We start from the raw sequence: 14,827 nt of genomic DNA, 5'->3' as shown, positions 1-14,827 counted from the left end.
ATTATGTCGCGACCATCTCCTTGAATGTACCGTTTTCCTCGACCAGAGTCTCGTAACTTCCGTCAGCGGTGATCAGCCCCTGATGAACAACGATGACCCTCTCGAACATGCGCGAGAGGTGCGCATTCGACAGAACCCATATGATCGAGGGGTTATTGTTGTTCTGTTTCAGGAGTGTGATGACCCGTTCAACAATTTCTTCCTGCTGTCTCGGGTCGAGGCCCGGAAGCGGGCGGTTGAAGACGTAAATGTCGGATTTCCGGATCAGCGCCCTTGCCAGATTAAGCTTCTGGCGCTGTAGCGGGCCTAGCCGCTTGCCGCCTGCACCCAGATTGAAATCCAGACCCACCGCCAGCACCCGTTCGTAAACGCCCTGCTTGCGCATGACGTCAGCAACGATGCGGGTGATGCGCCTTGAAGCATCGGTGTAGCGGTGGCTTACCTTGCCAAAGAGGATATTATCCAGAAGACTGGTGGCGCTCATGTATTTGGTCGGATCGTAGATTTCGATCACGTTTTTCAGACTGTCGGGCAGCTTCTCATGGAACATGTGCCGGACCTCGACGATGCGGTTCATGATTTCCGGCGTCAGCAGGCCGAAACGCTGGCGGGGCTCGATATAGAAGAAGCTCAGCCGCAGCATCGCGCGTTTTTCGCTTTCATTGGCCTCGTCGAAATTCCGGCCCTGAAGGCGTTGCAGCATCTGCTGATAGACCGGAATATCGTCAGGCGTCATGAAGGTGAGCTGCTGGAAGAAGGGGTGATCCCCCGGCAGATCGGCGAAGATTTCCACGATGTTCTCGGCGATCGTGTAGCCCATTTCGAACAGGGTTTTGACCAGGCCGGTCTCGCGCATCAAAGAGCGGAAATAGTCGCTTTCGATGACCGTCCTGATTGACTGGGACGAGTCCCGCATGGTGCCGAAAAGCAGGTTTTCGCCGACCGTCGCCTCGCTATTGTAGCTCTCCAGCTCGAAAGGCGCGATCAGGCCGCTCAGATTTTCCTTTTCCAGCTCGGCGCGCAGGACATGTCGCAATTCAACGATCCGGGCGGCGAGATGCAGGTCTGTCAACGGGTCGATCGACGATCGCAGGGCGAATTCCAGAATATCCTGCGACAGTTCCACACTGTCGAGAACAGCTAGAATGGCCTGTATGAGATTTTCCGGTTTGCCGTCGCCTGCCGGACTCGAAGCATAATCGATCCATTCGCTGTTGATGTCGATCAGCGGATTGCCGGCCATCTTCGCTTCACGGATTTCCCATTTGCGATGGTCCAGCGCCGCGCCCTCATAGTTTTTCTCTGCAAGCGGCGCGTGTTTGAGACCGTATAGCAGGTTGTCCTTCAGGCTGGCATGGAAGAAATAGCTGTCCGAGGACACGTAGGAGATGCGCCGTCCCGTCAGCGATTCCGGCAATTCCAGAATGTCGACGTCGTTGATGCTGATCTTGCCTGAGCTCGGCCAGAGCGTGCGGCCTATCGCATCCGCCAGTGCCTCGCCTCCGGCACCACCGACGATGGCGATAACCTCACCCGGCTCGATCTTGAGGGATGCCTGTTCCAGAAGCCGGCTGCCGCTATCGTCTTCGAGCGTCAGATTGGCGACGACGAGCGGTGCGCTGATGGCTGCGACGGCACCGGGAGAAAGTTTCTGCACCTTCTCGTCGATCATGTTCGGCGCATCGAACTGTTCGAAGACCTGCTCGTACTTTACCTGCACATCCTGCCGGGCCTGATCCCAGTCGATCAGCTCCTTCAGCGGCCCTGGCAGTTCCTTATAGGCGTTGATGACGGCGACCAGCTGCCCCACATCGAGGCTGCCCTTCAGGGTCAGATATCCGCCCAGCGCATAAAAGAAGAAGGGGGTCAGCTGGGCAAGGAAGTTGTTGATGAATTTGACCAGAAACTTCCACTGGTAGAGATCGTAGCGAATCTTGAAGATGTCGCCGAGGCGATGCGAAGCATCCGCACGCTCGTAATTGGACGTGTCATAGGCATGAATCGTGCCGATGCCGTCGACCATTTCACCGATACGTCCGGCGAGCTGGCGTGCACTCAGCTGCCGCTGACGGCCGAGTTCGATGAGGCGGCGGCGCATCTTGGGAATGATGCCGACCTGAATTGCCGCCATGAAGGCCGCGATCAGTCCGAGCCAGAAGTTCTGCACGAGAATGAAGAAGAGGGCGGAGAGCGCCTGGCCGCCGAGAAGGGCCGGCTGCACGAAGGCGTCGCCGGTAAAACCGCCGAGCGGCTCTACCTCGTCCTTCACCATGCTGGAGATTTCTGCACCCTTCACCCGTTTGAAATGGCTGGGTGGAAACCTCAGGATCTTGTCGATAAGTTCGAAGCGAATACGCCGCAGAAGCCGTTCGCCAAGCCGGCCCTTGTAGGTATTGATGTAATATTTGAAGAGCCCATTGATGATAACAAGCGCAAGGAACGTCAGGCTGAGCGCCATCAGCATCGACATGCGGTTGAGCTCAAGCCCCGGGAACAGGGTCACGGTGCCCCAATAGGGGATATCGACCGTGAGATGCATGAAGAGCTGGGTTGCATTCGCTCCTTCGAAGCCGTCTCCCTGAATGGGGCCGTTGACGATCTGCTTGGGCAGGTCGAAGGCGAGGAAATAAGGGATCATGGACAGGGCGACGATCAGCAGGATGAAAAGCTGCTGCCGCTTGGTATGCGACCAGATGTAACGCGTAAGGCTTTGTTCCATATAAAACTTCTATGACCTGTCGGGGCGGGCCCGGCGTGTTGGTTTGCGCGGTGTCTAGATGATCCGGCGGCCGGGTGGCGCAACCTCCTCCTGCAAATAGGTATGTGACTCGCTATTTATCAGCATATTCAAGCGGTTTCGAGAAAAATAGCGGCTCAAACGCGACCTGTCGCCACGCGAAGCCATTCTGTCTGCATCGCATGCGTTTTCGTCGATCCAGACGACATGGTATTTTTAGGATTCTCTAATGTTATTGTTTTTATTGTAGAACAGGCATTAAGACACTTCGGTATAGTGATCCCGTAATGGTTGAGCCCGACGCTGGCGCAATGGTGGCAAGGTCTATGGCAATAGATATTTCAGAGCATACAAGCAGCAATTCTTCCCTCGATGCATTATTGCTTTCCGGCACCGCGGCGGACGGCACGATCGCCCGTCCGGTTTCCTTTGAAGGGCTTGCGGGTATTTTTCATCCGGCACGCCAGGACTTGCGGCAGGAACACGCCGTTCTTTTTGTCAGCCCGTGGGGCATGGAGGAGCTTTGCAGCCGCAAGTTCCAAAGGGTTCTGGCCGAACGGCTTGCGGCTTGCGGGGTCGCCAGCCTGCGGTTTGACTATCTTGGCATCGGAGATGCACTTGATCCGGAAGATGCGAGCCGCGTGGCGGACTGGCTTTCCGATACGCGGGCGGCGCTGAACTATCTCAGGCGCCTCTCCGGATGCTCGGGCGTGGTCGTCATCGCCCAGGGCCTCGGTTGCCCGATCGCTGCCGAGGCGCTTGCCGGAGCCGCCAGTTCCATGGCGTTTCTGGCACCCGTCGTCTCAGGACGTGCCTATCTGCGCGAACTGGCGATGTGGTCTTCGATGATCGACGATGGACTTGGCCTGCGTGCCAGCCAACGCATGCCACAGGCTGGTGCAATCGCCGGCATGGCGATGCCAGCCGGTGTGGCCGATACCGTCAAGAAGATCAATCTTTCGAATCTCGATGCCGCTCCGGCTCGCCGCATTCTCGTTTTGTCGAGGCCGGGCCGCGTCACGGACGGTGATTTCGCCACACACCTCACCGCAATCGGCGGTGAGGTGGAGGAGGCCGAATTTTCGGGCTATGACGATCTCGTTTCCAGTCCCACGCTGTCGAAAATATCGGAAAATGTGGTGAGCCGGCTGGTGGGCTGGGTCTCTTCTCAGACACAGGCCTCAGGCTCCGCGGCCTGCCCGGCTGATTTCGTCATCAACGCGGCGCAGCGCGGTCAGGGTTTTTTCGAACAGCCGGTGCAGTTTGGTGAGGGCGGGCGACTTTTTGGCGTTTCCTGCACACCGCACGACCGGCGTGCGGTCTCCTCGGTTTTGCTGCTCGGGGCGGCCTATGACCGGCACGCGGGCTGGGGCAGGCTTTCGGTGCAGATCGCCCGGGCGCTTGCCCGCGAGGGTGTCGCTTCCCTCCGTTTCGATGCGGCCAACATTGCCGATAGTCCGCCGGTCAAAGGCGTGCCGGATCAGGTTCTTTACGATGCCGCGCAGAATGACGATGTGTCCGCCGCGCTCGATTTCCTAGAACGGGGCAGCAATGGTCCGTTCATCGCGGCGGGCCGATGTAGCGGCGCATACCTCGCCTTCAACGGCGCGCTTGTCGATGACAGGATTGAAGCGGTGGTTGCCGTGAACCCGGTTGTCTTCCACTGGCGGAAAGGCCGTTCGGTCGATGAGGCGTTGCACAAGCGGCCCCGTTCCTTTGGGGAATACAGTCAGCGCTTTCGTCAGGGCGCCACGTTCAAGCGTCTCATCAGCGGCGATGTGGATGTTGTCAGTGCCGGATTGAATATCGTCAAGGCGACGATGAAGAAGCTTTCGACAAAAACCGCGAGGCTGTTCCGCCGTGGCAGCGAGGAAGGACGGGCCGTATACCGCGCTTTCGATTTGCTGAAGGCAAAAGGGACTGCCGTCAATCTGCTTTACAGCGACAATGATGATGGTCTGGAGCATTTCCGCTATTACTTCGACGCCGACGGGCAGGGGCTGTCCGCCTATCGAAATGTGTCGCTGACCATCATCCCCGATGCCGACCACAACCTCTCCACGCCTGAGGCGAAGAGAACCTATATGGAGACCGTGACGCGCGTGGCCCTAAAAGGAAAATCGCCGCCTGGACCCCAATGACACCACGTCACCGGAAGGAGGCGTCTGAGATCCTGCGGTCTCTGGCACAAGGCCGATCTTTCTGCTCTCGCCGGGAGCAAGGTGGAACCAGTTTTCCGAAGCGCGGTAACCTTTTGCGGCAACATGGACAGACTGCGCCAGACGGTCAGTGCCGATCTCAAGCGACCAGATATCGTTGTTTTGGCTGATGGCGACCTGGAGGTTTGCCGCGTGCAGCGCCTTTTTCCGGCCGAGCGGAAAATGGAATGCATCAGCAATGACTTGTCCGGTCGCAACGTCGCGAAGCCGGGCCACCGTGACATCATGGGACGGCGGGCCGAAACGGTAAGTGTAGGTCGTATCGAAAAACGCCCCGAACAGATCAGTCGCGGCAATCGTCTGGCTCTGTCGCGATGACAGCGTGATCGACCGCTTGGCATGAACGACGGGCTGGGCGCCGTCGCGCAGGCAGGTGAGTTCGAGCATGCCCTCGAAGGTGTTGCCGGTCTCGTTGATCAGCTGAATGTCCAACCCGTTCGTGCCCTCGTCGAGCAGATTGACCTGGACGGGGCGAAACGCCCTTTTCAGCGCATGCCAGACGGATTTCGGCCTGCCGGTGGCATCGATGATACCCCAGCCTGCACCGGGAAGGAGGTCCTGCAGGGTCCAGACAAGAGCGCCCTGGCAGGATGAACCGCTGCGCCGCCATTCGGCGAAAGTCGCCTCCATGACTTCGGCCGTCGCGGCCCGGGACATGTCGAGATAAAGACCGCCGTCTTCTCGCCGCAGAACGTCCGGTTCGACATCGTAAAGCAGCTTCAGATAGTGATCGCGAACATCCTCGAAATCCCAGGAGGCGCCGCGATCGCGCGGTGCACGCGCTTTCCACCGTGGATCGTGCACGGCCACGCCGGGTAGATACCTGTCCAGCGTTTCCTGTTCGGGAACATTGGCGAAGGCCAGGCACTCGGCGGCAAAGCGCAGACCGGCGCGACGCGCATCTTCCAGCGGACGGCAATAGGCGCCGACGCCGTAATAATGGCCGACCCCGGTGTTCGGAAAAAAGGGCAATGCGCCGCCGGAGGGGGAATTGGCGACATAGGCCGCGTCCGGCCGCTTGTCGGCAAGAAGTTCCGGCAGAACCTCCTCGGTCAGCGTTCCCTTCCATATCTGTTCCGGAAGGCCGAGCATCGCGCCCTGCTGGTACATTTCACTGCCACCGCAAAAAATGGCGAGCGATGGAGAAAGCGCGGTGGCTTCAAGGAACTGCGAGATTTCCGTGACGACGTGCTGGCGCAGACTCTCGTCCCTTGCCGGATAATCGAAATTGGCGAGCATGGCGTCCTGCCAGACCATGATGCCGAGTTCGTCGCAAAGTGCGAAGAATTCCGGGGTCTCATAGGTCATGGTGCCGCCGATGCGGATCATGTTCATGCCCGCTTCCGCTGCTTTTCGAAGCCATGGCTCGTAGTCCGGCCTCATTCCCGGCAGGCGCACGATGTCCGCCGTCGTCCAGACCGCGCCACGGCAGAACACCGGTTGACCGTTCACCCTGAGGCTGAAACCTTTACCGTCTTCGCCGTGATCGATCTCGACCTGCCGGAAGCCCGTGCGTGCAAGGCGATGTTGCGTGCCGTCCAGCTCAAGAACGACGTCATGCAGAGTTGGCCTGCCATGCGTGTGTGGCCACCATTGCTCCACATCAGTTATGCGCAGTTCGCCGGAAAGTGTGCCGCCTTCGTCTAGAGAAAGATCGGCGCTGTAACCGGCGCAGCCAAGCTTTGCCGACTTTATCGGGCGGCTACCTTGTAGCGCGATGCTGACCGTTCCCGTTCCGGCCCCGTCCAGCGAAGATTGCAGCGTGCAGAGAATTCCGTTCTGCCGTATCAGGCTGATGGGTCGCCATGGGCCGGCGGCGTGTATTTCCGGGCACCATCCAGGCATATAACCCAGTGCAGTGGTGCGGATCAGCCGCAGCCCCTGCGTATTCATCATTTGCGGCCGCCAGCGAGCGCGGGGACCGGTTTTTTCAAGTCGGGGTGCCAGCGCTCTGAAGCAGATCGCGAGTTCATCCGCACCCGTCAGTTCCACAGGCACTTCCAGTCTTTCAAACATGCTTTGGCTTGCCGCGATCAGCTCACCGTTGAAGAAGATCTCCGCGATGGTGGAAAGACCGTCGAAGCGCAGGGTGGCACGCTCCCGGACATCGGAAATCATCGTCAGCCTGTACCAGGCGTCCCTGTCATTGAGGGGCGTCGGAGCGAGACGGTCGAACTTTTCAGCGGCTTCCAAAGCCTGCGCCACGGTTCCGGGAACGGAGACATGGAGGCTTTCGAGCGAGGCGGGAATATCGGAGGGCGTTTCATAGGCATCGGCGGGCGTCAGCGCCAGCGTCCAGCCTTCGCTCAGCAATTCCTCGCTTTCACCCGGAAAATAGGTCCTCACGCGGCCTCGCTGGCATCAGACAGTTTTTTGCCAAGGCTTTGCATCAGACCATCCCATGCATCCGCGGCCGGATCGAGAACGGTGGCCAGCGCATCGAATTTGCGGCGGGTGACGGCGCGCGCAAGCTGGAACTGTACGGTCTTGGCAACCTCGGAGATTTTTAGCGCGTGGTTCTTTGCCTCAGAAAAACTATCCGCGTCCAACCATTCGAAGTGGCTTGCCGCCAGTTCGAAATTGGCACCTAGTTGGCGCAGCGTATTGAACGCGTATTTGTGGAAAAACCCGAAGGGCCGGTCTGCGACCTTTTCCACCTGTGCCGGAAACACCTTTGCAAAGGCCCGGACCGGGTTGGTGGAAGGTCGCCGGGAAAAATGAAACTTTAGGAGCCGCTCGGCGGTCTTGCGAACATGCGCCGGCGAAGGATTGCCGTCCGCGAATTTCGCAAATTCCGTATAGGGCAGGAAAGGCGGGTCGGTTTCAGCCAGATGATGCTGTAAAAGCCCGTCAAAGTCCTCGCCGGAGAGATGGAAGAAGCCGGCATTGTGGAAATAGTCGAGTTCCCGCTTTTCGAGATCGAGCCGGTTGATGGCGATCGTGGTCTTGCCGTGTTCCTTGCGGTAGCCCACCCCATGGGTATCGGGCATATAGAAACTGTCCATCTCGATCAGACAGATGCGGCCGCGTTCCAGCTGCGCCTCGATGTGGTTTTCCACCTTATCGAAGATCGCAAGCTCGGTGGCGCGAACGCCATAAAGGGCTTCGAGGTCTTCCAGCGGCACCTTGAAGAAGGTGAATTGGTCGCCTTCGAAGTCCTGCGTCAGGGTGAAACCGAACATGGCTTCCGGGGATAAGCCTTTCGAAGCCAGCACCTCGATCCATAAATCAATATAGCAATTGGTTTCCGGCCACATTCTTTCGGAAGAATGAAGCGGATGCTGCACATAGTTTTTGGGATCGAGACCGGGAAAAATCTGCTGCATGGATAATCAGCCCCAGAGTGTTTCCACGACTTTTGTAGGCCATTTCTTCACCTCGAGACCGTGATGGGCAAACAGTGCCAGCGCGATGCGTTCAAGGCCGAAACCGACGCAGGCGGTGTGGGCGACATCGCCATTATCGAGGTTCAGACCCCATTTCTGGCCGAAGGCGTCCTGATGGTAGTTAAAGCTCATGCAGGCTGTCGGGCTGGTCGTTGACGTGACCGGGATCAACAGTTCGAATTTCAGGTTCTGATCGCGCTGGTTGTTGGCGAGCATCTTGCCCGCGCGGCCGAAGAATGGATCGTTGGCGACATCGATGGTGACGTCGAGCCCGACCGCTTTCATCATCTCGACGCCGCGATCCATCCAGGTCTGGCGGAATTCGGTGACGTTGGCCTCGGTGCCCATGCAGACATATTCGCGCATGCGGAAAAGCTGCTGGCGGGCCGGATCCTTGGAGGGCTCGTGGCGGAAGCAATAGGACTGGATGTCATAGAGACCGCCGCCGGCAGGCAGCGCGCCACGCTTGGCGATCGTTGGATAAAGCGGGTAGCAGGCCGCTGGCGTCAGTACGATATCGGTTGCTTTCTGGTCCTTGGTCCAGTCGCCGCCCTCATCCATGGTCTTCAGCAGGCTGACATGGTCCAGTTCGCAGCCGCAAAAGGAATGGACGGTGCCGGCCAGCTGCGGAAAGCTCTTCATGTAACCGCTTTTTTCGAAATAGGCGCGGTTGATGCCGGGCGGGAAACGGATCGCTTCAGCGCCATCGGCGCCACCGGTGCGGTCGATCAGCCGCTCGAAGGCGGCAATCACGTCCTCGAACTGGCCGCTGCGTCCATAAAGACCGTCCACACCCGTTTCAATCAGCAGGCCTTCTTCGAACAGTCGATCGAGGAACGATGTTTGCATGTCCATGGTCTTATCCCAAGAGGCTGGTGTCCTGCCTGTGAACCAGCAGGAGATTGGCGGAATTGCCGAGAATACGGTCGTTAGAAATCATCAGACGGGCGGAATGCGCGTCGCGCAGATGCCGGCCGAGGCTGTAGGGCGTGCCATTCTTGTAGCCCATGATGCCGCAGACCAGCATGGCGTGGTCGATGATCTCGAGAATGGTTTCCGAAGAGCAGATTTTCACATTGTTCATGGCAACCGCAAAGGCCATCGACATCAATTTTTCCGGATCGCTCTTGGTGTCCTCGTAGGCCTTGATACCGGCTATGATGTTGGATTTCACCACCTGCAGCTTGGTGGAAACCTCGGCAAGGCGGATCGCGCCGGGAGGAGCCGTTCCGGGCGACTTGCGGGCCGCAGCTCTGACAAAAGATTGGGCGCGCAGCACCGCATCCGACGCGATACCATACCAGACGGCGCTCCACAGCAGATGCGAGCTTGCAAGCATGGATTGTGCAGCGATTTCTGCGAAAGGCTTTGGGAAAATCTGCGCCGCCGGCGCTTCGCCGCGGAACAGGAAGCCGTCCGAACAGGTGCCACGCATGCCGAGCGTATCCCAAACATGGGTCTTCTCAAGCGTATACTGGTTTTTCAGGAAGACGGTCATCACCTGATCGGCGGGCGCGGCATCCTTGTGGGCGCGCGACGTAATCAGGATCGCATCGGCGTTGCTGCCATAAGAAATGACCGTGGCGTCCTTCTCCAGCCGGCAGCTACCACCTTCGACTTCGATTGCGCAGATGGAGTTACGCAGATTGCCGCCGATGCCGCCTTCGGTGGTGGCGGAACCGACCAGAAGCTGTTCGCCGGCGACGCGGCGCATGAAGTCCGCGTGCCATGCGCTCGCCTCTCCATGTTCCACAAGGCTCGACAGTTTGATGTGGTGCATGGCGAAAATCATCGCCGTTGCCGAACAGGCCTGCCCAAGCCGGGCGCAGATATCGGCGATTTCCTGAAGGGAGGCGCCTTCGCCGCCCAGCAGTGAGGGGACCTGTATGCCGAGCAGACGTTCCTGCCTCAATGCATCAACGGCTTCCTGCGGAAAGCGGCCGGTGACATCCACCTCGTCCGCATATTTGGCGGCAATTGCCGCGACACGGCCCGCGCGCGCGGACAGCGTTTCATCCTGCGGCGCGACGGTGACGTTCATCAGGCTGCCTCTTTACCATCGAGAATGAGTTTAACAGTGTCTTCAATGGCCTTGATGCTGGCGAAAGACTTGCGGTTCAGCAGATTGTCCGGGAATTCGATATCGAATGCTTCTTCGATGCCGAGCATCAATTGCACCGATGCAAAGGAAGAAAGGCCCGCCGCGTAAAGATCGGCTTCATCTGCAATCGTATCGACGGGGGTTGGAAGCTGGCCGAATTTTGCCAGTATTTCACGTATAGTCGCATTCATTCCGACGTATCTCCCATGAATTTCACATCAGGACTGTTTGTGCTTATGGTTACGTTGCAAACGATAATATTCGCCTAAACCGTTAGGTTAATTACAACTAACGGCAGCATGCGCCATTCCCGCACCTTTGCCAAGCATGGATCGCCGGTCTTGACAAAAGCCTGAGGGTGTTTTTTGCTGGAGCCATTCACCAGGGGTGTCCCGTCAAGGGGCTGAGATTCTGCTTTCATGCGCAGTGACCCGTTGAACCTGATCCAGTTCATACTGGCGTAGGGACGGTGCAAAGACCTGATGTCGGGCGGCGCATGGCGCCGCGTTTCGGCACACAGGTATTTTCCATCATTCCGGCTCGAACTGGGTCTCCACTGTTAAACTTTGGAGCCTCAAGATGAATATCGCTGCCAAGACTATACCGCTCGTCGTTACAACCGGCCCGCATGCCGCCTCCACGAAAATCCATAAGCCGGGCGTTTTGCATCCGCATATCCGCGTACCGATGCGCGAGATCGCAGTGCACCCGACGGCGGGCGAGCCGCCGGTCACGGTTTATGATTCCTCAGGTCCCTATACCGACCTCAACCATCCGGTCCTGATCGAAAAAGGTCTGCCGCGTCTGCGTCATGACTGGATCGTCGCGCGCGGTGATGTCGAGGCTTACGAGGGACGGCACGTCAAACCGGAAGATAATGGTTTCGCCACCGGCGAACGCCTGACGCCTGAATTTGGTGTACGTCATCAGCCGCTGAAAGCGACGGCGGGCAAGGCGGTGACGCAACTTGCCTATGCGCGGGCGGGCATTATCACGCCCGAAATGGAATTCATCGCCATTCGCGAAAATCTCGGGCGCGAGGCAGCGAAGGAGAAGCTCGCGCGTGACGGTGAGAGTTTCGGCGCGCATATTCCTGATTATGTCACGGCGGAATTTGTGCGTCAGGAAGTGGCGTCGGGCCGCGCCATCATTCCAGCCAATATCAACCACCCTGAACTTGAGCCGATGATCATCGGCCGCAATTTTCTCGTCAAGATCAATGCCAATATCGGCAATTCCGCCGTCACCTCCTCAATGGCGGAAGAGGTTGAGAAGATGGTCTGGGCGATCCGCTGGGGTGCGGATACGGTCATGGACCTTTCAACCGGCCGCAACATCCACAATATCCGCGAATGGATCATCCGTAATTCGCCGGTGCCGATCGGCACCGTGCCGCTTTATCAGGCGCTGGAGAAGGTGAACGGCATTGCCGAAGACCTCAATTGGGAAGTGTTCCGCGATACGCTGATCGAGCAGGCGGAGCAGGGTGTGGATTATTTCACCATCCATGCCGGCGTCAGGCTGCATTACATCCCGCTCACCGTCAACCGCGTCACCGGCATCGTCTCACGCGGCGGCTCGATCATGGCCAAGTGGTGTCTGCATCACCACAAGGAAAGTTTCCTCTATGAGCATTTCGACGAGATTTGCGACATCTGCCGCGCTTACGACGTCTCCTTCTCGTTGGGCGATGGCCTGCGTCCCGGCTCGATCGCTGACGCCAATGATGCGGCGCAGTTTGCGGAGCTGGAAACGCTGGGCGAGTTGACGCAGATCGCCTGGGCAAAGGATTGCCAGGTGATGATCGAAGGCCCCGGCCACGTGCCGATGCACAAGATCAAGGAGAATATGGACAAGCAGTTGAAGACCTGCGGCGAAGCGCCCTTCTATACGCTTGGGCCGCTGACCACGGACATTGCGCCCGGTTACGACCACATCACGTCTGGCATTGGTGCTGCAATGATCGGCTGGTTCGGGACCGCCATGCTCTGCTACGTTACGCCGAAGGAACACCTCGGTCTGCCGGATCGTAATGACGTGAAGGTGGGTGTCATTACTTACAAGATCGCCGCCCACGCCGCCGATCTTGCCAAGGGGCATCCGGCCGCGCAGGTGCGGGACGACGCGTTGTCACGTGCAAGGTTCGAGTTCCGCTGGGAGGATCAGTTCAACCTGTCGCTCGATCCCGATACGGCTCGGTCCTTCCATGACGAGACGCTGCCGAAGGAGGCGCACAAGGTTGCGCATTTCTGCTCCATGTGCGGACCGAAATTCTGCTCGATGCGGATTTCCCACGATATCCGCGCCGAGGCGCAGAAGGAGGGGCTTGAGGCCATGGCCGCGCGCTTCAAGGACGGCGGTGAGCTTTACATGCCGCTTCCGACGCCTGCGAATGCCGAATAAAATGCATGTCCTTGTCAAGGGAACGGGGGTCGCCGGTTTGACGGCGGCCTTCGAACTGGCGCGGAGGGGCGTTGTTGTCGAGGTTTCGGAGCGCAGTGGCGAGCCTTCGCGTGGAGCGTCGTTTTATGCCGGCGGCATGCTGGCGCCCTGGTGTGAGCGCGAAAATGCGGAGGAAGCGGTCCTGACGCTTGGCAAGGTGGCGCTTGACTGGTGGGACGAGGCAACTCCCGGCCTTGTGGTTCGCAATGGCACGCTGGTCGTCGCGCTAGCACGCGACAGGGCAGAGCTTGCGCGTTTCGCATCGCGGACCAGCGGTTATCGCTGGGTGGATGAGGGCGAGATCGCCGCTCTGGAGCCCGATCTTGCGGGTCGCTTCCGCTCCGGGCTCTATTTCCCGGGCGAGGGGCATCTCGATCCGCGTCTCGCGCTGAAATCGCTGCATGAGCGGCTTTCTATCATGGGTGTGCGGTTCCACATGGGCATCCCTGTCGATGAACGATTGTTCGACCGGGCGGTGGACTGCACCGGAGCTGCGGCAGTGGGAGAAATTTCCAACCTACGCGGCGTGCGTGGAGAGATGCTCTACCTTGCTACCTCGGACCTATCCCTCTCCCGTCCCGTCCGGCTGTTGCATCCGCGCATTCCGCTTTACATCGTCCCGCGCGAGTCTGGCCGCTTCATGGTGGGCGCGACGATGATCGAGACGGAGGATGCCGGGGCCATTTCCGTCCGTTCGATGATGGAGTTCCTGAATGCCGCCTATGCCGTGCATCCGGCTTTTGCGGAAGCTCGGATCATCGAATCCGGCACGGGTGTGCGTCCTGCTTATCCCGACAATCTCCCCAGGGTCATGCAGGACTGCCGGACCATTTTCATCAACGGCGCGCACCGGCACGGCTTTCTGCTTTCTCCGGCCATGGCGCGGCACGCGGCTGACATCATTCGCCAAACTCTCTCAGAAGGAACAGGATCATGAAACTTCTTGTCAATGGCGACGAGCTTGATCTCGCCGCCGAGACGCTGGCAGGCCTGCTTGCCAGCCTCGAATACGAAGGCGATTGGCTGGCGACGGCGGTGAATGGCGAACTGGTGCATTCGGAAGAGCGCGCCGATTATCAACTGAAGGATTTTGACCGCGTCGAAATTCTCTCACCGATGCAGGGAGGCTGAGGCATGCTGATGCTTTATGGCCGTGAAATCTCGTCCCGTCTTCTCCTTGGTACGGCGCGGTACCCATCCCCCGCCGTGCTCGAGAATGCGGTCCGGGCCAGCAACACGGATATTCTGACGATTTCGCTGCGCCGGGAAATGGCGGGCGGCAGGAAAGGCGGGCAGTTTTTCGAACTGATCCGCGAACTGGATCGAAACGTCCTGCCGAATACGGCTGGCTGCCACACCGCCAAGGAAGCTGTGCTGACGGCAAAGATGGCGCGCGAGGTGTTTCGCACCAACTGGATCAAGCTGGAGGTCATCGGCCATCACGATACGCTGCAGCCCGATGTCTTTGCGCTTGTGGAAGCCGCGAAAATCCTCTGCGACGATGGTTTTGAGGTCTTTCCCTATACGACCGACGATCTGGTCGTCGCCGAGAAGCTGCTGGAGGCGGGCTGCAAGGTTTTGATGCCGTGGTGCGCACCGATTGGTAGCGCCATGGGACCGCTCAATCTGGTGGCGCTGAAATCCATGCGGGCGCGTTTCCCCGACATACCTTTGATTGTTGATGCCGGTATCGGCCGCCCGTCGCATGCAGTCACCGTAATGGAGCTTGGATACGATGCCGTTCTGCTCAACACGGCGGTGGCGGGGGCGCGGGACCCGGCCGGCATGGCCGAAGCTTTTGCTCTGGCGATAGAAGCCGGCCATCAGGCATATATTTCCGGACCGCTGGAGCCGCGGGACATGGCCGTTCCCTCGACGCCCGTGATCGGGACTGCGGTTTTTTCCTGATCGCGGCTCGTCGCCGACCTCAGGCGTGTCACGT

At 58.9% G+C, this 14,827-nt stretch carries 10 protein-coding genes, 1 pseudogene and 1 riboswitch; of the genes and pseudogenes, 5 read left to right on the top strand and 6 right to left on the bottom strand.

Features of this window, described 5'->3' with window-relative positions:
• Position 1: 1 nt before the first annotated feature.
• Complete coding sequence (locus tag HQN82_RS10825; RefSeq protein ID WP_006699101.1) at positions 2-2,719, bottom strand: ABC transporter ATP-binding protein; 2,718 nt, start codon at positions 2,717-2,719, stop codon at positions 2-4.
• A gap of 344 nt (positions 2,720-3,063) precedes the next feature.
• Here HQN82_RS10825 and HQN82_RS10820 point away from each other — a divergent pair, with 344 nt between their 5' ends.
• Positions 3,064-4,878 (top strand): alpha/beta hydrolase family protein, encoded by a 1,815-nt coding sequence (locus HQN82_RS10820; RefSeq protein WP_173614878.1) that lies wholly within the window; start codon positions 3,064-3,066, stop codon positions 4,876-4,878.
• Here the strand turns inward: HQN82_RS10820 and HQN82_RS10815 are convergent.
• The 5 genes from HQN82_RS10815 to HQN82_RS10795 are packed head-to-tail and all read right to left on the bottom strand — an operon-like array spanning position 4,846 to position 10,634.
• Positions 4,846-7,302 (bottom strand): glycoside hydrolase family 2 protein, encoded by a 2,457-nt coding sequence (locus HQN82_RS10815; RefSeq protein WP_112765608.1) that lies wholly within the window; start codon positions 7,300-7,302, stop codon positions 4,846-4,848. The two genes, HQN82_RS10820 and HQN82_RS10815, sit on opposite strands and share 33 nt — an antisense overlap.
• Complete coding sequence (locus HQN82_RS10810) at positions 7,299-8,282, bottom strand: DUF1839 family protein (protein ID WP_173614877.1); 984 nt, start codon at positions 8,280-8,282, stop codon at positions 7,299-7,301. The genes HQN82_RS10815 and HQN82_RS10810 overlap by 4 nt, the downstream gene beginning before the upstream one ends.
• 6 nt (positions 8,283-8,288) lie before the next feature.
• Positions 8,289-9,197 (bottom strand): amino acid--[acyl-carrier-protein] ligase, encoded by a 909-nt coding sequence (locus tag HQN82_RS10805; protein ID WP_112765606.1) that lies wholly within the window; start codon positions 9,195-9,197, stop codon positions 8,289-8,291.
• A 4-nt stretch (positions 9,198-9,201) separates the two neighbouring features.
• Positions 9,202-10,383 (bottom strand): acyl-CoA dehydrogenase family protein, encoded by a 1,182-nt coding sequence (locus tag HQN82_RS10800; RefSeq protein ID WP_112765605.1) that lies wholly within the window; start codon positions 10,381-10,383, stop codon positions 9,202-9,204.
• Positions 10,383-10,634, bottom strand: coding sequence for an acyl carrier protein (locus HQN82_RS10795; protein ID WP_003504852.1), 252 nt, complete (start codon positions 10,632-10,634; stop codon positions 10,383-10,385). The genes HQN82_RS10800 and HQN82_RS10795 overlap by 1 nt, the downstream gene beginning before the upstream one ends.
• Before the next feature lie 182 nt (positions 10,635-10,816).
• Positions 10,817-10,928, top strand: a riboswitch (TPP riboswitch).
• Between the two features lie 94 nt (positions 10,929-11,022).
• Here HQN82_RS10795 and thiC point away from each other — a divergent pair.
• From thiC to HQN82_RS10775, 4 genes and pseudogenes are all read left to right on the top strand, one after another.
• On the top strand, positions 11,023-12,846 hold the full coding sequence (gene thiC, locus HQN82_RS10790; protein ID WP_112765604.1) for a phosphomethylpyrimidine synthase ThiC: 1,824 nt from the start codon (positions 11,023-11,025) through the stop codon (positions 12,844-12,846).
• A gap of 1 nt (position 12,847) precedes the next feature.
• Positions 12,848-13,850: pseudogene (gene thiO, locus HQN82_RS10785) on the top strand (glycine oxidase ThiO).
• Positions 13,819-14,016, top strand: coding sequence for a sulfur carrier protein ThiS (gene thiS / locus HQN82_RS10780; protein ID WP_004443639.1), 198 nt, complete (start codon positions 13,819-13,821; stop codon positions 14,014-14,016). The pseudogene thiO and the gene thiS overlap by 32 nt, the downstream one beginning before the upstream one ends.
• Before the next feature lie 3 nt (positions 14,017-14,019).
• Positions 14,020-14,793 (top strand): thiazole synthase, encoded by a 774-nt coding sequence (locus HQN82_RS10775; RefSeq protein WP_060942423.1) that lies wholly within the window; start codon positions 14,020-14,022, stop codon positions 14,791-14,793.
• Positions 14,794-14,827: the final 34 nt, after the last annotated feature.

This window comes from Agrobacterium pusense (genome assembly GCF_013285525.1).
Lineage (GTDB): Bacteria > Pseudomonadota > Alphaproteobacteria > Rhizobiales > Rhizobiaceae > Agrobacterium > Agrobacterium pusense.
This window is presented reverse-complemented; position numbering and strand designations above follow the sequence as displayed.

Coding starts and splice junctions, on each gene's coding strand:
- HQN82_RS10825 (WP_006699101.1), bottom strand. CDS start 2,719: ATGGAACAAAGCCTTACGCGTTACATCTGGTCGCATACCAAGCGGCAG.
- HQN82_RS10820 (WP_173614878.1), top strand. CDS start 3,064: ATGGCAATAGATATTTCAGAGCATACAAGCAGCAATTCTTCCCTCGAT.
- HQN82_RS10810 (WP_173614877.1), bottom strand. CDS start 8,282: ATGCAGCAGATTTTTCCCGGTCTCGATCCCAAAAACTATGTGCAGCAT.
- HQN82_RS10805 (WP_112765606.1), bottom strand. CDS start 9,197: ATGGACATGCAAACATCGTTCCTCGATCGACTGTTCGAAGAAGGCCTG.
- HQN82_RS10800 (WP_112765605.1), bottom strand. CDS start 10,383: ATGAACGTCACCGTCGCGCCGCAGGATGAAACGCTGTCCGCGCGCGCG.
- HQN82_RS10795 (WP_003504852.1), bottom strand. CDS start 10,634: ATGAATGCGACTATACGTGAAATACTGGCAAAATTCGGCCAGCTTCCA.
- thiC (WP_112765604.1), top strand. CDS start 11,023: ATGAATATCGCTGCCAAGACTATACCGCTCGTCGTTACAACCGGCCCG.
- thiS (WP_004443639.1), top strand. CDS start 13,819: ATGAAACTTCTTGTCAATGGCGACGAGCTTGATCTCGCCGCCGAGACG.
- HQN82_RS10775 (WP_060942423.1), top strand. CDS start 14,020: ATGCTGATGCTTTATGGCCGTGAAATCTCGTCCCGTCTTCTCCTTGGT.